Genomic DNA, 24017 nt, shown 5'->3' with positions numbered 1-24017 from the left:
GATACAAGACCCCGTGGTCACGCCACGGGGTGACTCTAAAAAATCTAGATTCCCGCTTTCGCGGGAATGACATAGAAGCAATGTAACAAAGCCTCCTCACAATGATGAAGTTATATTAAAATTTAACCCTTTCTTCTTACTGCTTCTTGATTTTTAGTAGAAGTATTAGGAGTGATTTGCGGAAGTTTTATATTAGAACTTCTTAGTTTTATTGAATCTTCAAATATGGTTTTATCAAATGCTATTGGATTGATTTTTCTGAGTTCCGCTAAATTAAAATTATTAACTTGTTGCGGTTGAACTATAATAGGCTCACCCGTAACAGAAATTAAATTTTTAAATTCAGGATTAGTTGCTACTTTATCTTTATTTTCATTTAAAAATTTTGTTAGACCTGCAGTAATTTCAGAATTTGTTAAAGCGCTTGAAAAGATTTTATCATTAATTGTCTTCACTACATATCCATCACTCAGAGTAATATATTTATCTACAACTTTTCCTAATCTTTCTTCCAAATAGTTTCTACCTGTAAATATCTGCTTAAATTTTTCCCATAAAGAAGTACCCCTATCATTAATATCTTTTAATTCAGTGGCTATTTTAGTACTATTCTCAGTTAGATAAGTAGAATCTAACTTATTTAATTCCCTTATTATTTCAGGATTCTTTATGCCTGATGAGTTAGTAAGTATAATAGTTTGTTCTAATTGCTTACTAATTTTATTATTTTTTTCTAATCTATTACTAATCTGCTGCACCGTATAAGTGGCTGCCTTTTGTAATTCCTTAAATTCCACTTGAGATAATTGATTTACTCTTGGGATAAACTGCTTACTATCTTTATTAAATTTCTGGTTTTGATCTCCTTGAATAATAAATTTTTCATATTTCTCAAGTTTGTCTGGAGTGTTTTTAGGATCTTGTTTTAAGATTTCTATAGCTTGATCTTTTACAGCCTGTGCATATTGCTCTTTAGGTATAGACTTTCCGCTTACGGCTATTAATGCTTCTTTAGTTGCTCTTATAGGATTGGCAAAGATTTCTTCTTCATCTTCTATACCCATCAATGATAATTCATCAAAAGGTCCTCCTTTATTTAGAGGAAGTACAAAACCCTTAAGTGCTGCTTCAGCCCTTGCGACATCAAACTTTAGCTTATCTGCGACACTAGGTATTAGTTTTATATCTTGTCCTAAATTGATATGCAAGTTATCTACTAATTTTTGTATATCTTTATTTTCTACAACTTTACTAATAATTTTACTGGCAAGTACTTCAAGCGTACTAGTGATATATTCTTCAGATTGTAAATATTGTTGAATAGGATCGGGAGTAACAATATTTTTATTCAAAGTATCTAATCTACTATCTACGTTTTTTATATCAACTATTTTAGCTTTTACTGCAGCCAATATCTCAGTCACCTCATCGTTTTTTTTAATAGTATCATCTATATTAGTTATAATCTCTACCATATAATACTCATTATTAAGTTATTTGATATAATGAACTAAATTATCAAACCTTTTAAAAATTTGCAACTATATTATCATATAAATCACTACTTACTATGCTCTGACTATTGTCCACTCTCTCTACTTTTATTAAGGTTTTCAACATGAGATATAGGGGTTGATATAGAAGACTTATAGCCTTGGGGTATTGTTTTATTTTGCTTTACAATATTTGGTGCTTGTTTTTCTCCTTGTAGTTCTTCCGACAAATTTTTCGTTTCTATATGTAGACTATTACTTTTTTCAAAGTTAGTAAATGCTTTATCTATATTTTTTTGAGCATAATCCGTACCGGTAAAAACTGCTACTATTCTTTGCCATAGCTTAGGTTTGGTTACTCTTTGTAATTCTAATGCTATACTTTCTCCCCATCCGTGTTCCTTAAATATCCAGGATTTAACTCTGCTAATACTCTTTTAGTACCGTTAAAGTGCAGGATTGCTGCTCTCAAGTAATGGGGCAAAATTCTTGATAATTTCTTTACCTTGCTCTATCATTTTTTCAGGCGGTAGTTTACTAATCGCTGGTAATAAAGTTTTAATTATATTAGGCTCATTTACTCCTAACTCATTAATAGACTATAAAGCTTTTGCTTCGTTTTTATTTGTTTGAAAAGTAATTTTAAAAAATTCAGCTATCTTTAATGCTGCTTGTGTTAATGCTTCTACTTGTTTTGGATCATTAATTTGCTCTTGTTTATCAAGTTTAGGGGTAGTATTTTTAGTAAGAAATTTTCTGTAGTTACCTAATGTTGTTTCTGAAACATTTTCTTTAAGGTTATCTATTAATTTCTCTCTATATTGTTCTTTAGATATTTTTTGGTTAGCTAATTCTAACATAGCTTTTTCTAATGGTTTTTTAATATCCATCACTTCATCTTCGCTTAAGCCATTACGTTTTTCGTCGTTCATCTGCTCTACTTGAGACTCACTTAAATCTATTGGCAAAACCTTTTAAAGCAGCTGCATTTTTAGCATTTGCAACGCTATATTTTCCTTTTTCCTCTTCCGACGAAATTAATTTAGTTACTTCATCATGAGTGTTATATATAGTGTCAGTTAAAGATTGAACTACATCATTTGGTAAATAATTAGTACTAAAAGGAGCAAACTGCGATTCTATTGCAGTAAAAATATTTTGTCTAGTAGCGGCAACATAGTTAAGAGGAGCAGAAGTATCTTTAAAAAATTTAATTTGAGTATTAAATTTACTATCAATACTACTTATATTGCCTAAAAATTTATTATATAATTCTTCTGTACTTAATGAACCTGACGATTTCCTTCAGGTTTATTAGCATCTTTAGCCATATCACTTCCTCTATTAATTATTATTAATTAAATTAGATAATAATTAGTTAAAGAATGCAAACCAATTTAAAATTTATGAATGAAAATTAATTAAAACTTATAAAAAGAATTGTATTTTTTCATAGAAGAGGTCCTGATCGTAATTTCATCAGGGATTTCGGTTATGAACCTTGAAGGGTAAGAACGGACTATTTCATAAAATATTTTTCTGCTTTCAGCATGAGTAATGTAGAGGTCTTTCTTGGCTCTCGTAATGCCGACATAAGCAATGCGGCGTTCTTCTTCTAAGCCTTTTTCGCCGTCTTCGTCTAGAGATCTTTGAGACGGAAATACCCCCTCTTCCCAGCCCGGTAAAAATACCACGTCAAACTCAAGCCCTTTAGCTGCATGCAGGGTCATTATAGTAACAGAGCCACCGTAATTGGTTTCAAGCACTTCATTTTCCATAACTAAGCTTGAATGTTCGATAAAATCATGAACATCGTTAAATTCAGCAATAGCTCTAAGCATTTCGTTAATATTTTCGATTCTACCGAATGCTTCTTCGGTTTTTTCTTCTTGAAGCATTTCAAGATAACCGGAATCATCAAGTATTGCTTTAACTACGTTTATTGGAGCATCTATACTAAATCTTGCGTACCAATTATCGATTTTAGTAACCAAATCTTTTAGAGTTTCATATGATTTTGCTTTAATCTCACCTATTTCTAGCATTTCTTTAATGGCTGCGAAATTAGAAATATTTCGCTCAAGTGCATAGACTCTAATTTTATTTAAGCTAGCTGCACCTATCGCCCTTTTCGGCACATTTATAATACGCTCAAGTGCTAGATTGTCATTTTGATTCAAAGATATACGGATATAAGCAAGCACGTCTCTTATTTCCATACGTTCATAGAACCGCAAACCGCCTATAATTTTATAAGGCATAGCACTATTTATAAACGCTTCCTCAAAACTTCTTGTTTGAAATCCGGCTCGTACTAATATTGCAATATTGCCGGCATTATACCGGTTTTCTCGCACTAACTTATCTATTTCACCGGCTATATATCTTGCTTCTTCTTTATCACTCCAACAAGAGATAATTTTTATCTTTTCACCGCTTTCCCTATCCGTCCATAAGGTTTTACCGTGACGGTTTTTATTATTATTGATAATATTGGAAGCGGCGGCAAGTATTGGCAAAGTTGATCTATAATTCTGCTCTAATTTAATAATTGTTGCACCTGCAAAATCTTTTTCAAAACGTAATATATTCCCGACTTCTGCTCCTCGCCAACCATAAATAGATTGATCATCATCCCCTACACAGCAAATATTTTTATATAAACTTGCGAGCATTCTTGCCCATAAATACTGGACAACGTTAGTGTCTTGATATTCATCGATTAAAATATATCGATATTTTTCTTGGTAATATCTTAGTATTTCAGGGTTTTTAATAAAAAGCTCATTATTATAAAGTAGCAAATCTCCAAAATCTAAAACATTAGAAATAAGTAAATTTTTCTGATATTCTTCGTATACAAGTTTTGCAACCCTCTGCAGCGGTAAATTAGTATCTGATACTGATAGTTTAGTTGGTAATAATCCTTGATCTTTCCATCTAGAAATTATGATATGTATCAATTTAGGAGCATATTTTTTAGTATCAATATCTTTTAGCTTTACTATATCTTTCACTAGTTTTAATTGATCATCATGACTAATAATAGTAAATCTATTATTTAAACCAAGATTTAAATGCTCAATCTGGTCACGTAATATCCTAGCTGCCATTGAGTGGAAAGTGCCTATATTAAGACCATAACAATTAATTAGACTATTAACTCTTTCAGCCATTTCTTTAGCAGCTTTATTAGTAAAAGTAACGGCTAGAATATTTTGAGGTGAGGCTAAATTTTGGTGAATAATATTAGCTATTCTTGAGGTCAGTACCTTTGTTTTACCTGTCCCTGCACCTGCAAGCAATAAAAGCGGTCCTTCAGTGTGAAGAACTGCTTTTTGCTGTTCTGGATTTAGTGTATATATGAAATCTTGATTTTGCATTTGTTTTAAGGATGTTGTGCTATGTCTCTACGCCATTCCCGCAAAAGCGGGAATGACATTAAAGCATTAAAATATCACCTTATTCTTCTTAGATTTTTAATAATATACGAAATAGTAATTATCGGACTACAAATAATTATTTTAAATAACCTAAAATAAGAGCTTAAATTTCTATCTTCAATAAACCAATTATATAAATCATTTATAGGTTTAATCTCAGCAGGAATAATATATTGATCTTTAAATAATTCTTTTAAAACTCTTTTTGCCTGTTTTGCTTCTACTTTACGCTCTATTGTTAAGCTTTGATCATGTACTCGGTAGAAATATAAAGATTCCGGTATATAAGCAAATTTCGTAACAAGCCCAAACCTTAGCCAATATTCATAATCATCCACTAACTGCATATTTTCATTATATCCACCTACGTGCCTTGCTAAATCGGCTCTATATAAGAAACATGCACCGACGCAATCTCTAATCGGTAAAAACTCAGGAGGTTCTTGATAAAGTCTTATTCCTACTTTACCGTGGTCATCGATCAAAGTATAATCAGTATATACAAGCCCTATCTCAGGTGAATTATCAAGTATCTTAACCATTTTTTCTAAAGCATTTTCATGGAAAAGATTATCATCTGAAGTCCAAGTAAAATACTCCCCCTTGGCCTCTTTAAAAGCAATATTAAGACTTGCCGGTAATCTTTTATTGGTCTCATTTACTATTACCTTAATACGTGAATCCTGCTCTGCATATGTCCTAGCTACTATAACGCTATTATCTTTTGAGCAATCATCAATAATAATAAGCTCAAAGTCTTTAAAGCTTTGATTAAGGCAGCTCTCAATAGCAAAAGGTAATAGCTTCTTTCTATTATAAACCGGTAAAACTATTGAGATTTTTGGAAGATTACTATGCATGTCCTCCTAACATATTAAGAGTATTTAAACTATTAATTATATTTTCTATTAGTTCTGATTCTTCAGATTTACATCCATCTTCAAGGATTAATAATATATTGCTTAAAGCATTATTAAGCATTTTGGGTATTATAGTATTTTGCTCTTCAAACCTTTTAATTAGTTGCATCAAAGGATCAACATATTCAATTGTTAACGATTCTTTATATTGATCTAATAGCTCGGCAAGACAATCAGATACTGCCCATAACAAAAGATCAGCTCCTTCATTATCTATTAAATCAAATACTTCATAAATTTTTTCAATTTGTACTTCAATATTATCTACAAGCACTAGCATAATTTTTACTATTTATTACTTAGATTATTATATTTTCTATGTCATTCCCGCGAAAGCGGGAATCCAGAAAAAATAATCTTAATACTGCTACAAGGAATTATATTTTTTATAAAATAAGCATATAAAATAATTTTTTATATGCTTTACTAGATTCCTGCTTTCGCAGGAATAACATAAAAGGGACCATGCGGGTATTCTTAATTCTGTAAATTTATATATTTCGTATTTAGATATTCAAATATCCCTTCAAATGAGCCTTCAACTCCAAAACCTGAAGCTTTACGTCCTGCAAAAGGTGCTTTTACATTTGCAGGTAACGGGTCGTTAATCGATACCATACCAAAATCAAGCTTAGACGCTATCATTTGTGCCACGGATATATTATTTGAATATACATATCCTTGCAAGCCGTATTCGGTATTATTTGCACGTTCTATTACTTCATCCAAATCTTTAAATTTATAACAAGCAACTACCGGACCGAATATTTCTGTTCTAAAGATATCCATATTATCCAAACAGTCAATAATAATAGTAGGCTCAATAAAATTATCAACAGCTTTACCGCCGCAAATTAATTTAGCTCCTTTACTGTGTGCATCAGCGAGTAACTTTTGTATTTTTTCTATGGCAGCAGAATTAATTAATGGACCTACATCCGATTCCTTATCAAATCCGTCACCGGCTTTAAGCTTAGTAAATTTAGCCTTTAGAATTTCTATAAATTTTTCATATATAGATTCTTCTATAAATATTCTGTTAGGTGAAGTACAAGACTGTCCACTATTTCTAGTTTTAGCGATTACTAAATCACTTACTACTTTCTCTAAATTATTATCTGCCGTTATAATGAAAGGAGCATTGCCTCCAAGTTCCAAAGATAAACGTTTTAGAGTATTTGCGGCATTTTGATATAGAATTTTACCGACATTTGTAGAGCCGGTAAATGATAATTCCCGAAGCCTAAAATCTTCACAAAAAGCTTTACCTATAATATCTGAACTACCTGTAATTACATTAAATACTCCGGCAGGCAAACCGGCATCGCTTGCAAATTTCGCAAGTACTAAAGCTGATAGAGGCGTAAGACTTGACGGTTTTAATATAACGCTGCAACCCGCAGCTATTGCAGGTACTACCTTGCGAGTAATCATTGCATTTGGAAAATTCCAAGGAGTTATAGCAGCAGACGGTCCTACAGGATCATATTGCGTAACAATTTTATGAGTTTTACTATTTACCGGGTTTGATAGTCGAATGAATATTATGTATAGCATATGTATACCAATCAATAAAAGAGGCTCCATATAAAATTTCTTTTTTTGATTCAGCAAGTACTTTACCCTGCTCTAGGGTTAATATATGACTTAACTCCTCAATATTTTCGATTACTAAATTATACCATCTTCTAAGAATCGCTATTCTCGCTTCAAATGCGCTTTGTGACCATAAAGAAAAACTAGTCACCGTATTATTAATCGCTGAATTAATCTCAGACAATCCCAAATTCGGAACTGTAGCAATTTCTTTTAAGGTCGCAGGATTAATAACGGACATTTGCTTCCCGAACTCTATAAATTCACCGTTTATATAATTCTTTCCCGTAATGTTTTTAAGTAAGTTCATATATTTCTCATTACCTGCGTGGATACTAAAATCGTCATTGCAAGCGAACATTGGCGTTGTTACATGGCTCGAGAAAAGTGTTACAAACTTATCTTAAAATTATACGGCAATACTAGCAAGAGAAATATTTATAATGAATTATTTATACCCGAACCTTCACCACCCATTTGACTTTCTAATACATCATAAGAAATATTTTCCAAATTAGCATGTTTTATAATATTAATGATATCTTCAGGAGCTATTGCGTTTAATATAAGATTCAATATTTCTTGAGGAAATTTATATCCAATGTCAGATAATATAGCAGAGTTTTCAGTTATATTATAATAAAGTAATACACCTGCCTTGTTTAAGTCTTCTAGAATATTTTCTCACAATAAATTTGATACTTTACCTACCTTTATAGCCTCAGCTATTTTAACCCATAACTCAGAGGGACTTATTTCTTCTTTGCCAAAAGCTATTAAATTCTTGAATGGCTCTAAATAATTACCTTTAACTCCTTTAATATTTCCCCACGCATACTCAATAACCTCAGATGAAATATCAGAGTAATATTTTTTCTTAGGATTTATTAATTGTAACTCTAAAGAGATCACAGCTGAGAGAAATACTTTTTCTAAGTTATTAAATAACCGCCTTTATTAAGATTTATATTTGCTAACAGCCAACCATTTGAGTCATCTCCATTAAAAATCCAATTCTGATGTAACATTGAGTCAAAAGTAAAATTTTTAAATATATTATTAGTTGTAGGCTTATCAGTAGCTAACCTAATATCAGGAGCCTTTATCACTTGATCATATCTAACTCCGGTTATTTCTAGCTCTGTAAATTGTTCACTTTGGCTATTTGGATAAAAATGATTTAAGTAAAATTTTATTGCAGAATATATTAAAAATTTTTGTGAAAATGCGGCTTCTTCTAGCTCTATTTCTAAATTAGCATTTTTCAATGTTTCTAAATTTTGTATGTTAAAATTACCTCATCCAACTAAAAATTTCATAAGTAATGGATATGTATCAATATTTTGTTTTTGTGGTGGTATATTTATTATGTTCCAAGTCATTATATTTGTACCTAATTAAATTAATACACAATGACTATAATAAGTGTCTTACTGAATGCAATAATTTTTTATTAACTTATATGTTAATTTACAGCTAAAAAATCTAAATTATTTATTTAGAAATTTTTCAGCCTCAAGAGCCGCCATACAGCCTGTTCCTGCAGCAGTTACTGCTTGTCTATAAATTTTATCCTGAACGTCACCAGCAGCAAAAACACCTTCTACACTAGTTCTAGTAGTGCCTGACTTCGTGATGATATAATTATCGTCATCCATTACAATTTGTCCGATAAATAGCCCCGTATTCGGTGCATGCCCAATAGCTATAAATACACCGCTACAATTCAATAAACTAATCTCTTTGGTGTGAACATTTTGAATTTTAACTCCGGTAACGGATTTTGGTTTATTGCTACCTACAATCTCATCTACTACATGATCCCAAATTACTGATATTTTAGGATTTTTAAATAATCGATCCTGTAATATTTTCTCAGCTCTAAAACTATCTCTTCTATGCACTATAGTGACTTTGCTAGCATGATTGGTTAAGTATAAAGCTTCTTCTACTGCACTATTTCCTCCCCCTACTACAACTATTTCTTGATTCTTAAAAAAGAAACCATCGCAAGTAGCACATGCCGAAACACCAAAACCACGAAATTTCTGCTCTGAAGCTATACCAAGCCATTTTGCTTCCGCACCGGTACAAATTATTATGCTCTCCGCGTCATATTCATTTCCTGCTCCTGTAAATACTTTAAAAGGTCTTTTTGATAAATCCACCTTTTCTACGTAATCACGAACAATTTCCGTACCGACATTTTTAGCCTGCATAGACATCTGCTCCATAAGCCAAGGTCCTTGCACCGTTTCCGCAAATCCTGGATAGTTCTCAACATCGGTGGTAATTGTAAGCTGCCCGCCTGGCTGCATACCATTTATTAATATTGGTTTTAAAGCAGCTCTAGCTGTATAAATAGCGGCACTTAAGCCTGCAGGTCCTGAACCTATTATTAGTACTTTAGTAGTAATTTTCATAATTATTATTTATTAATTTAAATGATGCCTATGTCATTCATACGAAAGCAGGAATCCAGAAAAACATATAAAAAACAGTTTTTTTATATGTTTATTTTATTAAATATGTAATTTTTGTACCAAGATTAAGGTTATTTTTTCTGGATTCCCGCTTCCTCGGGAATGACATCCTGAACGTTCGTACAACACAAGGTCACACAATCTAAGACTTCTTTTCTAACCAAGATTTGACATAGTTAATTTCTTCAGGGTTCATTAGAGAAGGAGCATGACCGGCATATTTTATTTCATAAAGATCAAAAACTTTTGTTTCTTTCATCTTTTTAATAGTAGATTTTGTTAAAATTTGAGATTTCATCCCATGAATTACTAATATTCTACATTTTATTTTATTCCATACAGACCATAGTTTAATATCTTCCTGGTTACTAGCATTTTTCATTCCTTTTGTTATAGCAGGATCATAATTCATTTTATATTTTCCGCCGAATGTAAAAATTACACTATATTTTGTTAAATAATCCCAATCTTCTTCATCTTTAATACCGCTTTGTGCATAAATAAGTTTTAAATGTTCTTTTGCACTAGCCAAATCATCTAAGAGCATCGTTTTTTTAGCATAACCTCCAATTTTAATTAAAGGAGCAGCATCAATAAATGCCCCTATATCATTTAATATTAAGGCTTTAAAAATATTTTTATATTTACTGGCAAGTACCATACCTATAATACCGCCCATTGAAGTACCAAGCCAAATAGGATTTTTGATATTTAGCCTTTTTAAAAAAAATAACGTATCTTTAATATAAGTCGTATAGTTATAATGATTAGCTTTTTTAAAATTTTCGCTATCACTGCGACCGGGATAATTTATTGCAATTACTCTATAATTTTTACTCAACTCTTTAGCTATTTTATCAAAATCATGAGCATTTCTAGTTAAACCGTGAGCACATACTATTATATTTCTATTTTTAGAATCACCGAATTCCACATAAGAAATTTTATGTTTCGGTATATATTGAAGAGGTAATAAATTAATATAGGGACCAATTTTTATTGAATTAATTTTCATATGAACCTATTAATACCAATTTAGAATAAATTTTAAAAAAATCATTGTCATCAATTGACATCATGTTATTAATTTAAGTCACTTAAAAATATACTGACCATGGTCGGCATATATATAACTACAAAAAGCAAAGATAAAAACACAGCAGCTGCAACTTTTTCAGGGTAAAATTTCTGTAAATTCGCTATAACTATAGTATTTGCTGCGAGTGGTGCCGTAGAAAGTAGTTTTAGGGCATTATAGTAATCATTGTTATACCATTTTGTTACAAAATGATCAAACATGACAAATAACCCTACTCCCAAAGGATAGAATAGAAATTTAGCAGCAAAAGTAGCAAGAGTAAATTTGATATCGACTTTAAATTTTTGTAGAGACGAAAGAGCAAGACCCACCATCACCATACCGAGTATCGAAAAAGAGCCTTTCATATTATATATAAAATCATCTAAAAAATCCGGTAAAGTAAAACCGCAAAAACTAAATAAACATCCCAAGAAAAAAGCGTTTAAAATCGGTAATTTTACTACTTTTAATATACTATCGGTGGTATTAGCAAAGCTCCTCATACAAATATAAAAGCCGACGGAACATTCATAAATATTCACTCCTATGACAGCCATCATGTAAATACTTAATGTATAATCATCAAAAAGTGCTGCAGCTATAGGCAACATAAAATACCCACCATTTGCCGTACCTGCAGACAAAGCTATAATATTACGTGTATGATCCTGCCAAAATTTACCAAAAAAATAATAAGAAAAGAGCGATAAGAGTGTTGCAATTACAAATGTTACAACCGTAACGCTTAATGCCGCAAGTGTTAAGGTTGTACTAGCAGGTATCGTAAAAAATACTATAGGCGATATAAAATAGAATAGTAACGAAGAGATACTATCTCTTTCAACATTTGAATATTTACCTGCTAAAAATCCTATTACTACACTTAATAATACCGAAACGGTTTTAAAAAAAACTATACTAAAGATTATCATGTAATGAGCTAAAGAGCTAAAGATATAATTACTTATAATATATGAGGTTTTATTTTTTTTCACTAAATTTTGTAAAGATTTTTACTTCATCAGACCAAAATAAATTTTTAATTGAAACTTTAAAAATTTTATGTTATTTAAGATGTCTAATTTAATATGAAATTTTCATATTATTTATGCAAAATCTATTATCCTTATTCATTATATTTTTTTGTTTAAATATCTATTCTAATCCTATACCACTTGGGCTAAAATTAAATAAAACTACTAATATAGATCTAACAAAAAAATACAAAATCATCAATAAAGAACCTAATTATTGGCAAGGATATAATTATTATATAGAACCAAATACAAAAACTATATCTAAAGCTTTAGTGATATGTAATAGAAGCCGTTATTTTAACTATAGATCAAAATAAATTTGAAGAGTTTTATAACATTTTAAAAGATAAATATAGTTTAGAAGAAGAAAATGATAAAGTGGTTACTTTCAAGGATGGTGAATGTGTAATCATACTTGAATCTTCTGAATTAAATACCGAAATGGAACTTGTATATATAACAAACGGTTTTTATAAAGAATTTTTAAACAAACTAGATAAAGAAGAAAAATTAGAGCAAGAACAGATGAAGAGATTGCTGTAATACTTGATTGGTATTGCTCGCGTGGAGTCATATGTCATTCCCGCGGAGGCATTGTTGCGTGGATACCTATGTCATTCCTGTGAAAGCAGGAATCCAGCATAAAGCGAGATGAATCGAGCTTTTAATTTCAAAAATTTGCTGTATTTATACTTTTTTCTGGATTCCTGCTTTTGCAGGAATGACATAAGGAATAACACACGAAGCTACTTCAGAAATTATAGGCATATGTAAATTATATTTTTTTATCAAATCCCAAACTAATTTTAATGCTTCTCTTCCCTCTACTAGCTCTTTATATTCCTGTAAAAATTTCTTTTTATCGCTACTAATTCCAAGTTCATAACCAAATTTTGTATTACGTGAGCCTAACGAATAACAAGTAAGCACTAAATCGCCTACTACGCCCTCTAGTAAAATATCAGATTTTTTTTGCATACCACCTAAAGCTTTCGATAAAATAGCAATTTCTTTTAAGGCAGCTACTATAAGCGTTGCTCTTGCATTTTGGCCCTGCTTTCTTGCTAAATCAATCCCGCTTTTAATAGCAAAAATATTTTTTAAAGCTCCTGCTACCTGCAATGTTACAATATCGCTTGACACATTAGTAGTAAAAATTTTTGAACTTAGGTTATAAGCTATTTTATTTGCTATATCTATATCTAAACTTGCAATACTTGCCGAAGCAGGTAAATTTTTAGCAAGTTCTTTTGCTAGATTCGGACCTACAAAAAACGCTGTAGGGCTATGCGGTAATAGAGTTTTTAACCTATCTGAAAATAATGCGGTAGGATTACGGGCAAAGCCTTTTGTTGCAATTAGAAGAGTATTATCTTTAGAAATGCTATGAGTTTTTAATAATTTTATTGAGTCATCAAAAGCGTAAGACGGCACTGCAATAATAATTAGTTCAAAATCCTTAATTATATCTAAGTTTGTAGTAGCCTGTAAATGAGCAGATAATTTAATATCCCCTAAATATTTTACATTAGTTTTGTTATGTAAAATTTCCTTTGCTATTGCTTCATCACGTAAAAATAAAGTAACGTTATTACAGTTTTGTGCTGCTAAAGAAGCAAGGCTAGTACCGAAACTCCCTCCCCCATAAACCGCAATATTTTTAAATTTGTTCATGTGCTTATTTTTTCTTTGTCACTTGCAGGTTTGTAGGTATCGTTTTGCTTGGCTTGTTTATGTCATTCTCACGAAGGCGGGAATCCAGTAAAACCATATAAAAACTTGTTTTTATATGGTTTTTTTATCAAATATGTAACTTCTGTATCAATATTGAAGTTGTTTTTCTGGATTCCCGCTTCCGCGGGAATGACATCGAGCGAATTTCTCGAACCATAAAACAATACCTACTCACAATAACAATTTCACTACTCCACAGCTTTCTCAAGATTTACTATTATAACGGGTGACTTATTAATTTCTTGTTTTAAGGTTTTACGGATTGTTCCTTTTATTGCCTCGATTACTTGTTCATCCAACAATGCTTTTTTAGCCTGTTTATTTTGAATGGTAACAAGTTCTTTAATGTCGTTTTTAATGAGGTTAACTAATGCCATATCCTCTTTCGGATCAAGCAACCCGGGCATAGACAGCATTGGGTTTGCAGCAAGCAGTCCTTTTTTATTAATGACTACTGATGCTACCACGATACCCGACTCACGCATACGTCTTCTAGCTTTGAAAATCGGAGATTCAACGGGCAGCAAATAATTACCGTCAACAGCTAAATAACCGTTTTCAACCTTTGAAATTACTTTTGCATTATTAGGTTCAAGCAGTACTACACTACCGTTTTCAACCTCTACTGCCTGTTTTATGCCGTTTTGCTTAGCAAGCTTAACATGTTCATGAATATGTACAGGCTCGCCGTGAACAGGTATACAAATATTCGGTCTAATTAGAGAATACATTTTTTGTAGTTCGTCAATCGATGGATGTCCTGAAACATGTACAAAATGGTCTCGCTCAGTAATAACTTCTACACCGGCTTTAACAAATATATTAAATAGCCTGAATATTTTCTTTTCATTACCCGGAATAATTTTTGAAGAAAAAATCATTGTATCCTTAGGAACAAGCTTTATAGACGGGTGAGAATTACTAGCCAGTTTTGCGGTGGCAGCCATAGGCTCACCTTGACAACCGGTAGCAATTACTAATAATTCTTCTCTTCTAAATCTGCTAACATCACGTTCACTAATTAGAGGAGCAATATCTTTCAAATAGCCGCTTTCCTGCGCAGCAAGCATCATACGGTGCAAACTTCTACCGGTTAAGACTACTTTTCTACCCGCAAACCCTGCAGCATGAATTATTGTATCAAGCCGTGCTAAATTAGAGGCAAAGGTTGAAACTACTACCATTTGAGGACAACCGGCTATAATATCTACTAAACTTTTTCTAACATCCCCTTCAGAACCTGAGCTTCCTTTATTAAATACGTTAGTTGAATCACAAACAAGTGCAAGAACCCCTTCATCTCCGTAAGATTTTAAAAGCTCCTCATCGGCTTTTTTCCCAAGTATCGGATCGTTATCAAATTTCCAATCTCCCGTATGTAAAATCTTACCTGCATCCGTACGGATCATAATTGCTTGCATTTCAGGAGCCGAGTGAGTCAGTGGCACCATCTCTAAGGAAAAAGGATCTAGATTTATTTTACTACCGGGTTTTACTTCATGAATTTTTATATTTTTAGCAAAATCATATTCATTTAAACGAATTTTTAAAAAATTTGCTGTAAAAGTAGTAGTATAAATAGGACATTTAAGGCTATTCCATAAATATTGGACTCCACCTAAATGATCCTCGTGAGCATGAGTTAAAATCAGACCTACTATATCTTTTTTATATTTCTCGATAAAGCTGCTATCAGCAATTATCATATCAACACCGGGTAAATAATCATCGGCGAAACCGCTACCACAATCAATCATTAACCATTTACCTTGATAATGGTAAAGATTAAGATTCATACCTATTTCATTAGATCCCCCTAGCGGTACAAATAGCAGATCATTTTTATGATTTTTGATGTTGAATGATGACATAATTTAACTTAATATTTATTTTATTACTTTATTCTTATAACTTATAATTAGTTAAGCGTCTATATATTAAAAAAGAAATTCATATAATGAATATAAATAAAATAGCATTGATTTATAACCAAAATTCCAAACATTTAGCTATTATAGAGGAAATAAAAAAACTCTATAATTATTGTAAAATAGAGGAAGCGGAGGTCATTATCGTAATAGGCGGGGATGGAGAATTACTACATAATATTCACCGCTATATGCATCTTAATATACCTTTTTACGGAGTAAATTTAGGAAGCCTCGGCTTTTTAATGAATCCTTTAGATACCAAAAATTTATTACAAAATATACACGAAAGTACGGTTTCTATCCTAAATCCTCTTCTTATGCAAGTCGAAGATACGAGCGGTCAAATATATACGGCACTTGCTATTAACGAAGTATCGATATTTCGCAAAACTAATCAAGCTGCTAAATTTAGAATAGACGTAAACGGGATAGAGAGAATGAGCGAATTAGTAGCAGACGGAGCTTTAGTTGCAACACCTGCCGGAAGTAGTGCTTATAATTTATCTGCCGGCGGTCCTATTTTACCGCTTGAGTCAAACATGTTATGCCTAACCCCTATCTGCTCGTTTAGACCGCGTAGATGGCACGGTGCTTTACTGCTTTCATCTGCTATGATTAAATTTGAAATACTTAATACAAATAAACGACCGGTAAATGCTACTGCCGACTTTCAGGAGTTTAATAATATCACAAATGTTACCGTTAAATCTACTAAGGATAAGCCTATCAAACTGCTCTTTAATAAAAACCATACGCTGGAAGATAGAATTATTAAAGAGCAATTCGGTGGGTAATTATTAAAAAATATTAATAATTTTTTGACTAAGAATTAAACTAATGTATGATGCCTTGTTAAAAATAACTAGGCATCATATATAAAATCAAAAAAGTCTTCTATTAACTTTTCTGAAAATAACCATATTTTATGGTTGCCACTTGAAACTCGCAATATTACCTTAAATACAGCTTAGAATTGTACTCAGCAATAGTTAAGGATTTTGATATAAAAAATAATTATTTAAGAACTATTGAAGAAATAAAAAATTCAAAATTAGCTTCAGAATTTGCTAATTTAGCAATTAAGAAGATAAAAGAGGTAAAAACCCCCAAAAAAGCTATTGGAATGTGTATTAAAAAATACAGTTATAAAGAACTTAAAAATCATGAGTTATTTAAAGATAATGAGATTAGTGAATATAATGCTTTAATTAATAAAAATTCTAAAGTAGAAATATTTTTTGAATACAAACCTAGCTCCAATTCTTCTAACCCTATCACTAAGATTATCAATAAATTTATCGCTAAGGAAAATATTTTTCGTTTAGCCGTAATAGAAAAGAATATTTCATTAATGGAAGCAGTAGCTAAAGATATACTTAAATCAGCACCTATAGTTTTAAATTTACTTAAAACTCAAGGAGAATGGTATCAAAAATATCTAAATTTTATTATTTGTAAAACCTGAATTTCAACCTGATATTATTAAACAATTAGCAAATATAGAAGATGTTGCTATTCTAAGCTCTTTTTCTGAAATATTGCTTGCTACCAAAAAATATGATGTAATAATAACATTACTTGCACCACGACTAGCGAATCTAGTAAACAATGAGCAAAAACAGGAAAGTAAATTCATCTATTTTTGCCGTTATAATCTATCAGTAGCCTATAATAATACAGGAAAATTATCATTAGACGAAGAGCAATTATTACGCATTTTAAAGGATCGACCAAACGATAGCGATTCAATCTATAGCTTATTTAATATTTATTTACTTAACGAAAGGGCAACAGAAACAAAAAATTTAATCAAAAATGCTCCTACAGATATCAAAATTTTGACAGCAATGAGTTTTAATTTAGCTGAAATTGCTGAAGCTAAATTAAATCTAATTAACCAAGACAATTTATCTAAAGATAGTAAAGAGCAGTTTCGATGTTTTCAATATATTGCCAAATACAATCAATATTCTGCTGCTGAGAAAATTGTGAATGAAGAAAACCTAAAGGATGAGTGAATCGAAATTAGCAACTCTATTGGTGGTGTTATATTACTATCTACAACAGCCTTATATACCAAACAATATGAATTAGCTAAACAATTTATACAAAAAATACCTAAAAATAAAATAACTCCATATCTCAGTAATATCTTCCAGGCAATAGAATTTTTATTAAATCCTGAAGAATATATTAACCAAATTCATATCGAAGCTCTTGTTAGCAACCTGAATTTTGCACAAGCACAAGCTATAGAAAAAATTAATAAGATTATCACTTAAAGAAGAGCTAGAGCAGTATGCAAATCAAAATCCTATAGAAATTCATGAATATTATCAATCAATAAAAAATGCACATTTACTTCATACTATCGGGCAGGTTATTCCTGTTACAGCAGTTGGAAAGTTAATCAGAAAGGAGAAATTACAATTAATAACACTACTGCTTTAGGCAAATATCAAGGACTTGAATGTTATGGAAGAATTAGCGAAAAATTACAAGAAAAATTAGATAAGAATCAATGTGATAAATTTATAAATGCCTTAAAGAAAGATATAATATATAGACAACAGGGGGATAACGGTGTTAAATTTATCGGTAAAAAAGTAGTTGAAATTAAGATTGATGGTGACCAGCGTTTATTACAAATATATTACATTCAAACGAACAAGGTGAATTACTGATACATTTTGATCATCAAGGAAATCATAATGATGTAATAAAATTCGCCGGCGAATATCATCTAGAATTTCATCAAGATTCACTATAACTTTAATAAAATTATTAATTTTTACTCAAAAGGTTGGCGTAGGTTAATAGCGGCAGACACGGTACCCTCATCTAAATAATCAAGTTCACCTCCAATAGGTATACCGCTAGCAAGGCGAGAAATTTTAGCAGGATGCTCTTTTAAATATTCTGTAATAAAATAAGCAGTAGTCTGACCTTCTAAAGTAGCATTAGTAGCAATAATAACTTCTTTAATATTTTCTGCAAAACATCTTTTAAGTAGTTCAGGTAACCGAAATATGCTAGGGTTTTGTCTACTAGCTGCCGATAGATTATGACCGAGTACATGATATAAACCTTTAAAATTACCGCTGCGCTCCATTGCCCATAATTCAGCCACAGTTTCGACAATAGCAATAATTGATTTATCTCTGTATTCAGAAGAACAAATACGGCAAATATTTTCCGTATCCATATTACCGCAAATCTCGCATTTTACTATTTTCTTATCTATCTCTACAAGATTATTAATCAGGCTTTTTAACCTTACGTCTTTATCTTGCAATAGGTAAAGCGCTATACGCCTTGCCGATCTACTACCAAGACCGGGTAATTTTGAAAAAAGATAAATTAGCTGATCTATATCATTATCATTTGTTTCATTCATAAATATACTCGTTTAATTTGAAAAATGAGCTACGTCGTATTATAAGTACTCGGTACTCACCTATTAAGTATACGCTCCGCTCCTCGCCTTATATACTCCTTGCTCTTTTCCAAATTAGACTTCGTCTATTACTTAGGAGTATATTTAAGACTTAATAACGACGGTTCCGGCTATTTTATCATGTAATGCTTGTTTTTTAGAAGAAAAAAGTATGAAAAAAATACCGATAGGAAAAGTCATATACCCTAAAAATCTTTTAATTAACTGCTTTAAAGTCGGACGATTTAATGTTACGGCATCTACGATTTTCATACGTAAAAACATTTTACTAAGCGTTGCACCTTTATAATACCAAAGCGTTATGAAATATGAGCCTATTACTAATATATTAGTAGCAAAAATTGAAATATTAAACAAAATATATTTATTAAAATTTCCTGCTTTAAGATATTCATAAAATTCCTGACTCATAACCGAGTTAAACATTTCATTGGGATTATGAAGATTAATGTTAATGCTAAGGAAATAATCATTAAAGAACAACCATAATAAATTAAAAGAACAAAATTGTGATATTGGGATTGCTATAAAGGCAAATAATGATAAATCAAGTGCCGTAGAAAAAATGCGTGCTATAAAATCAGGATAAATAATTTGCTTTTTCATTGCCAGTTACTTTATTTTGGTGTTAGATAGTAAGGGTTGTAGCAATCTCAGGATTTTGGCATGAGATTGCTTCGTCAAAACTTACAGTTTTTCCTCGCAATGACGATTAATGCCCCTAATCAAAATTCAATATATTACATTCATGAATCAATTTGAAGCATATAGTTTATTATTTGTTGATAGTTTTGTCTCAAATCTTGTTATAGGTTTTCAGAATGAATTAATATTTCATTCTATGAAAATGTTCGGAGGCTATAATAGTTTAATAATGCTGTTAGTAGCTATTTGTGCTTCTCTTAGCGGTAATACAGTCAATTATATTTTTGGAAGAATAGTTTTAAATATCTTTTATGCTTCCAAAAATGCACAAAATATTTTAAGACATAAAAATTTAACAAAACTATATTATAAATATGAGATATTTATAATTTTCTTAATGGCATTTTCTTTTTGGGGAAGCTTTATTTCTTTATTCTCCGGTTTTTTTAAAACAAAATTTCTAAAATTTTTAGGTATTGGTTGTTTGGCAAAAGCATGCTATTATGCCTTAGAATTGTATATATTTTAACTCATGAAAAAATTAACCAAAACTAATGCTCATAGACAACAAAAATTAGCAAGCATTATAAATGAAGCATTAATAGAAATTCTAAGGCGTGGCAAAATGCTGGATAGCAGACTTTTTGATTGTCCTCTCACTATTACGAAAGTTATAGTTACTGCTGATCTCAAAATAGCTAATTGTTATTTCTTGCCTTTTAATACTAAACTAACAATAGATGAAATTATGGATGCATTAAATAATTCTAAAAATGCTATCAGAAATTTTATTACTAATAAAATAAATATGAAATTCTCGCCTGATATAAGATTTCATTACGATCACGGATTTGATAATGCTATAAAAGTGGCACACTTATTAAAAGATCTCTGAATATAAGAATCTAATAATTTATTAAAAAAATTATTATTAATAAATTGTTTTAATATTTAGGTTATTGTATCATGCCATATTTTAATCAGTAATGTTATAACTTAAATATGGCATAATAAAATAGATAACTTAAAAGAAATAAAAGGATTAACAGGTTTACGCGGGTATGCTGCATTATGGGTATTCTTCTTACACGCCACATATAAAATTGGCCAGGTAACTCAATTGGAATGAATATAGCAAGACTTGGCGGTCTTGGGGTCGTAATATTTTTTGTGTTATCCGGCTTTATTTTATGTTATGTATATAATACTAGATTTTATACGCATACCGTTAGTTATAAAAGTTTTTTATTTGCACGTATTGCCAGAGTTTATCCCTTACATTTATTTATGTTTTTATGCGTATTAATGCAGAGTCGATTTTTCCAGAAATTCTTTCACCCTCCGATAATTCTTATACTTTTCTTCTTAATGTGTTCCTTATTCAAGCATGGGGGTTCACGGATTTAGTATCTTGGAATCAACCTTCATGTTCAATAAGTACGGAAATGTTTGTATATTAATTATTTCCTTTTTTAATATCATTGATGCAAAGATTATCAATAACTTAATTATTGATAATCTTGTTATTTATATCTTATTGGATAATTTCTGCTCCTTATGCTTTTCAATGGCTGCAGACCCATATTAGAGTAACGAAAGAGTACAATTTGCTTACGGTAAAAGCTTAATAATGTTTTTAGGTGTATTGATTTTTGGTTGTATAACATTTTTTATTACAAAATATATAAAATCTTTGAAACTTAATTATATTATTTATGATATTATTACATTTGTAGGAATTGCTGTTTTTGCTTATATTTTTATTATAATTAATGCAGAAACACTTTGGCGGCCTGCAGTTGGCTCATCCTTAATAATTATTGGAACATCTAATGATTCAGGATTAAGTAAACTTATTTTCGATAATCCAATAACATATTTTCTAGGTCAAATTTCATATGCTTTATACCTTTCTGCTTTAACTACAGAATTTTTTGTAGCATATTACTTGGATTTATCCAACTCCTTTATGGCTTAAATTTGCTACTTCGGTTACAATAGCTACTATTTTGTATTATATAATTGAATTACCAGCTCGCCAGTTCATTCGTCAATTAAAAGTGAATAGATAGATAGGTGCTAGGGGATAAACTCAATCATTGAAAACAATAATTATCCGTTATACTAAAAACGCTTAAAAATTAAGCTTTAGTACAACGGCCCCTAGCATAAATGGACTAAAGGCTATAAATGTTTTGCAATGATGGAGTTTAAACATCGTTTACAAAACGATAATATCATAATAATTAAAATAATCAAGATATTTTAGTTATTTTTTAAACTTTAAGTTTAACTCAAATAAAAATAAATCCTTATTTTTATTAAATAACTTTAAAAGATTATTTTTTTATATTAAGATATAAGAATAATCTTTTAATAAAAATAAATAGAATAATGTCTCCTCAAATAATAGAGTTATTAATTTTTACCGTTATTGCCTTTTACATTATCAACAAATTAATTACGACTCTCGGTTCTACTTCAGAAGAGGAACAGACAAAGCAAAAATCTTATTTTGGCGAACCGGTTATTAAGGACGTAACTTACAGTACAGTTAAATCTAATAAAGAAGAAAAAAATATTCCAACAGCCCAAGATATTAAAGCTTTTAAAGATATAATAGTAGAACATAATATAACTACGGTTGTAGATGGAATGGAACAAGTCCATAAACGCCTTTACTCCTTTGATCCGGTTAAATTCATAAATAATGCTAAAACTGCTTTTCAAATGATTATAGAAGCTGCTTATAAAAAAGATGCTAAAGAATTATCTGAGCTGATAGATAAAAGATACTTGGAAGAATTTGAAAAAATAACACCGTCCTATGGTGATTTTTTTGACTCATCGGCTTTAAGTGCAAAATATTCAGAAATTTACATGTTCGGTAATAACATATTTATTAAATTACTATTTCAAGGTAAAAATGTAGTTGACAAAATCGAAGATTTAAAAGAAGAATGGACATTTACACGTAATGCTAATACCAAAGAAGTTGATTGGTTTTTAAGCAATATTGAGAGAGTGTAGCAATTATATTTTATGACCTGAATGTCATTTCCGCGGAAGTGGGAATGACATCAAAAGACTACAAAACTAAATAACAAACTATTAGTAATGAGTAAAATTTTCTATATTATTGGCACTATATTAATAATAAGTGTCGGTATTTTTATGTTTCAAACGCAAACGATAACGGATAACAATCAAATAATCCCCAGAAAAGTTTTATTCGGTAACCCTGATAAAGCAAGGGTTTCTCTAACCCACGACGGCAAATATATTCTATATGTTGCACCGAAAGACGGTGTATTAAACATTTGGCTAGCACCCTCAGATGATATTAGTAAAGCAGAAGCCATAACCCATGACAACGGACGCGGTATTTGGTCTTATGCTAAAGCTTATAATAATAAAAATATTTTATATACCCAAGATTTTAACGGTGATGAAAATGACCGAATTTATAGCTATAACATAGAGACAAAAGAGATAAAATTACTTACTCCCGCAAAAGGAGTTAAAGCCAAAATAGCCGGAGCAAGTCATAAGAAGCCAAATGAGATATTAATATATTTAAATGAGCGTAATCCTGAATATTTTGATATTTACAAATTAAATCTAGATACTCTAGAAAAAGAACTGATTTATAAAAATGATAGATTTACTGATTATGTAACCGATGAAAATTTAAATTTAAGATTCGGTAGCTTACTAGATAAAGACGGAGCTGTTGAATATTATGAATTAAAAGACGGAGAACCAAAGTTATTTACTAAGATATCAATGGAAGATTCTTTTAACACTTCCATACTTGGTTTTGATGCTAGCGGTGAAACTTTATATATGCTAGAGGGACGTAATCGTAATACCTCCGCACTTAAAGCTATAACACTAGCTACAGGTAGTGAAGAAATATTAGCCGAAGATGCAAAAGCCGATATTGGCTTATTTACAGTTCATCCCACAAAGCAAACTCCGCAAGCAGTCTCTATAGATTATGATAGAGTCTCATATAAAATATTAGATAAAGATATTGAAGATGATATTAAATATTTGCAATCTATTGATCGCGGTGATTTAATTATTAATAGTAGGACGCTAGACGATAAAACTTGGATCGTTGCTTATATGGCTGATAATGCACCGGTGAAATATTATAAATATGATAGGGCAAATAAAAAAGCTGAGTTTTTA

General features: G+C 30.7%; 26 protein-coding genes and 2 pseudogenes. 11 read left to right on the top strand and 17 right to left on the bottom strand.

The features are described from left to right. Nucleotides 1-122: 122 nt before the first annotated feature. The 13 genes and pseudogenes from O6R16_RS05000 to O6R16_RS04940 form a co-directional block, all read right to left on the bottom strand. Nucleotides 123-1475: a hypothetical protein gene (locus O6R16_RS05000; RefSeq protein ID WP_499680266.1), complete on the bottom strand. Its 1353-nt coding sequence runs from the start codon at nucleotides 1473-1475 to the stop codon at nucleotides 123-125. Between the two features lie 104 nt (nucleotides 1476-1579). Further along, nucleotides 1580-1723 (bottom strand): hypothetical protein, encoded by a 144-nt coding sequence (locus O6R16_RS04995; RefSeq protein WP_499680265.1) that lies wholly within the window; start codon nucleotides 1721-1723, stop codon nucleotides 1580-1582. A 369-nt stretch (nucleotides 1724-2092) separates the two neighbouring features. Further along, on the bottom strand, nucleotides 2093-2461 hold the full coding sequence (locus tag O6R16_RS04990; RefSeq protein ID WP_499680264.1) for a hypothetical protein: 369 nt from the start codon (nucleotides 2459-2461) through the stop codon (nucleotides 2093-2095). Between the two features lie 453 nt (nucleotides 2462-2914). After that, the gene (pcrA, locus tag O6R16_RS04985; RefSeq protein WP_499680263.1) at nucleotides 2915-4876 is read right to left on the bottom strand and encodes a DNA helicase PcrA; all 1962 of its coding nucleotides are present in this window, start codon (nucleotides 4874-4876) and stop codon (nucleotides 2915-2917) included. A gap of 74 nt (nucleotides 4877-4950) precedes the next feature. Beyond that, complete coding sequence (locus O6R16_RS04980; protein WP_499680262.1) at nucleotides 4951-5796, bottom strand: glycosyltransferase; 846 nt, start codon at nucleotides 5794-5796, stop codon at nucleotides 4951-4953. After that, a complete protein-coding gene (locus tag O6R16_RS04975) occupies nucleotides 5789-6136 on the bottom strand; it encodes a hypothetical protein (protein WP_499680261.1) in 348 nt (115 codons plus the stop codon). The genes O6R16_RS04980 and O6R16_RS04975 overlap by 8 nt, the downstream gene beginning before the upstream one ends. A 197-nt stretch (nucleotides 6137-6333) precedes the next feature. Further along, nucleotides 6334-7762, bottom strand: a pseudogene (locus tag O6R16_RS04970) (NAD-dependent succinate-semialdehyde dehydrogenase). 128 nt (nucleotides 7763-7890) lie between these two features. Continuing rightward, nucleotides 7891-8028, bottom strand: a complete 138-nt coding sequence (locus O6R16_RS04965) for a hypothetical protein (protein ID WP_499680260.1) — start codon at nucleotides 8026-8028, stop codon at nucleotides 7891-7893. A 108-nt stretch (nucleotides 8029-8136) separates the two neighbouring features. After that, complete coding sequence (locus O6R16_RS04960; RefSeq protein WP_499680259.1) at nucleotides 8137-8364, bottom strand: hypothetical protein; 228 nt, start codon at nucleotides 8362-8364, stop codon at nucleotides 8137-8139. Nucleotides 8365-8384: 20 nt separating this feature from the next. Further along, entirely contained in the window at nucleotides 8385-8720 is a 336-nt protein-coding gene (locus O6R16_RS04955) for a hypothetical protein (RefSeq protein WP_499680258.1), read from the bottom strand. A gap of 222 nt (nucleotides 8721-8942) precedes the next feature. Next, entirely contained in the window at nucleotides 8943-9875 is a 933-nt protein-coding gene (gene trxB / locus O6R16_RS04950; RefSeq protein ID WP_499680257.1) for a thioredoxin-disulfide reductase, read from the bottom strand. Nucleotides 9876-10077: 202 nt separating this feature from the next. Then, nucleotides 10078-10950 carry an alpha/beta fold hydrolase gene (locus tag O6R16_RS04945; protein ID WP_499680256.1) on the bottom strand — a complete coding sequence of 291 codons (873 nt, stop codon included), beginning with the start codon at nucleotides 10948-10950 and terminating at the stop codon, nucleotides 10078-10080. A gap of 68 nt (nucleotides 10951-11018) precedes the next feature. Then, nucleotides 11019-11948, bottom strand: a complete 930-nt coding sequence (locus O6R16_RS04940) for an AEC family transporter (protein WP_499680343.1) — start codon at nucleotides 11946-11948, stop codon at nucleotides 11019-11021. A 176-nt stretch (nucleotides 11949-12124) separates the two neighbouring features. On the opposite strand from O6R16_RS04940, the gene O6R16_RS04935 reads away from it, so the two are divergent. Continuing rightward, complete coding sequence (locus O6R16_RS04935) at nucleotides 12125-12370, top strand: hypothetical protein (protein ID WP_499680255.1); 246 nt, start codon at nucleotides 12125-12127, stop codon at nucleotides 12368-12370. Between the two features lie 61 nt (nucleotides 12371-12431). Beyond that, nucleotides 12432-12596, top strand: a complete 165-nt coding sequence (locus O6R16_RS04930; protein WP_499680254.1) for a hypothetical protein — start codon at nucleotides 12432-12434, stop codon at nucleotides 12594-12596. Nucleotides 12597-12740: 144 nt separating this feature from the next. On the opposite strand, the gene O6R16_RS04925 is transcribed toward O6R16_RS04930, so the two are convergent. Next, on the bottom strand, nucleotides 12741-13727 hold the full coding sequence (locus O6R16_RS04925) for an NAD(P)H-dependent glycerol-3-phosphate dehydrogenase (RefSeq protein WP_499680253.1): 987 nt from the start codon (nucleotides 13725-13727) through the stop codon (nucleotides 12741-12743). Nucleotides 13728-13975: 248 nt separating this feature from the next. Beyond that, entirely contained in the window at nucleotides 13976-15658 is a 1683-nt protein-coding gene (locus O6R16_RS04920; RefSeq protein ID WP_499680252.1) for a ribonuclease J, read from the bottom strand. Between the two features lie 86 nt (nucleotides 15659-15744). Here O6R16_RS04920 and O6R16_RS04915 point away from each other — a divergent pair, with 86 nt between their 5' ends. The 3 genes from O6R16_RS04915 to O6R16_RS04905 all read left to right on the top strand — a co-directional run bounded on the left by O6R16_RS04915 (nucleotide 15745) and on the right by O6R16_RS04905 (nucleotide 17736). Next, on the top strand, nucleotides 15745-16512 hold the full coding sequence (locus tag O6R16_RS04915) for an NAD kinase (RefSeq protein ID WP_499680251.1): 768 nt from the start codon (nucleotides 15745-15747) through the stop codon (nucleotides 16510-16512). 179 nt (nucleotides 16513-16691) lie between these two features. After that, nucleotides 16692-17183: a hypothetical protein gene (locus O6R16_RS04910; RefSeq protein WP_499680250.1), complete on the top strand. Its 492-nt coding sequence runs from the start codon at nucleotides 16692-16694 to the stop codon at nucleotides 17181-17183. Between the two features lie 73 nt (nucleotides 17184-17256). After that, nucleotides 17257-17736 (top strand): hypothetical protein, encoded by a 480-nt coding sequence (locus O6R16_RS04905; RefSeq protein ID WP_499680351.1) that lies wholly within the window; start codon nucleotides 17257-17259, stop codon nucleotides 17734-17736. Between the two features lie 773 nt (nucleotides 17737-18509). On the opposite strand, the gene recR is transcribed toward O6R16_RS04905, so the two are convergent. Then, nucleotides 18510-19115, bottom strand: coding sequence for a recombination mediator RecR (gene recR / locus O6R16_RS04900; RefSeq protein WP_499680249.1), 606 nt, complete (start codon nucleotides 19113-19115; stop codon nucleotides 18510-18512). 144 nt (nucleotides 19116-19259) lie between these two features. Then, nucleotides 19260-19781, bottom strand: coding sequence for an RDD family protein (locus O6R16_RS04895; protein ID WP_499680248.1), 522 nt, complete (start codon nucleotides 19779-19781; stop codon nucleotides 19260-19262). 142 nt (nucleotides 19782-19923) lie between these two features. On the opposite strand from O6R16_RS04895, the gene O6R16_RS04890 reads away from it, so the two are divergent. From O6R16_RS04890 to O6R16_RS04865, 6 genes and pseudogenes are all read left to right on the top strand, one after another. Beyond that, nucleotides 19924-20349 (top strand): YqaA family protein, encoded by a 426-nt coding sequence (locus tag O6R16_RS04890; protein WP_499680342.1) that lies wholly within the window; start codon nucleotides 19924-19926, stop codon nucleotides 20347-20349. Nucleotides 20350-20352: 3 nt separating this feature from the next. Next, nucleotides 20353-20715 (top strand): 30S ribosome-binding factor RbfA, encoded by a 363-nt coding sequence (gene rbfA / locus O6R16_RS04885; protein WP_064463889.1) that lies wholly within the window; start codon nucleotides 20353-20355, stop codon nucleotides 20713-20715. Nucleotides 20716-20891: 176 nt separating this feature from the next. Next, nucleotides 20892-21116, top strand: a pseudogene (locus O6R16_RS04880) (hypothetical protein); the annotation flags it as partial. 397 nt (nucleotides 21117-21513) lie between these two features. Then, nucleotides 21514-21798, top strand: coding sequence for a hypothetical protein (locus O6R16_RS04875; RefSeq protein WP_499680247.1), 285 nt, complete (start codon nucleotides 21514-21516; stop codon nucleotides 21796-21798). Between the two features lie 416 nt (nucleotides 21799-22214). Beyond that, nucleotides 22215-22850, top strand: coding sequence for a Tim44/TimA family putative adaptor protein (locus tag O6R16_RS04870; RefSeq protein WP_499680246.1), 636 nt, complete (start codon nucleotides 22215-22217; stop codon nucleotides 22848-22850). 87 nt (nucleotides 22851-22937) lie between these two features. Then, nucleotides 22938-24017 (top strand): TolB family protein (locus O6R16_RS04865; protein ID WP_499680245.1); only part of this gene is annotated, 1080 nt, incomplete at its 3' end.

The organism is Candidatus Rickettsia tasmaniensis (genome assembly GCF_036857515.1).
GTDB lineage: Bacteria > Pseudomonadota > Alphaproteobacteria > Rickettsiales > Rickettsiaceae > Rickettsia > Rickettsia rickettsii.
Note: the sequence above shows the minus strand (reverse complement) of the source record. Positions and strands in the feature narration are given on the sequence as shown.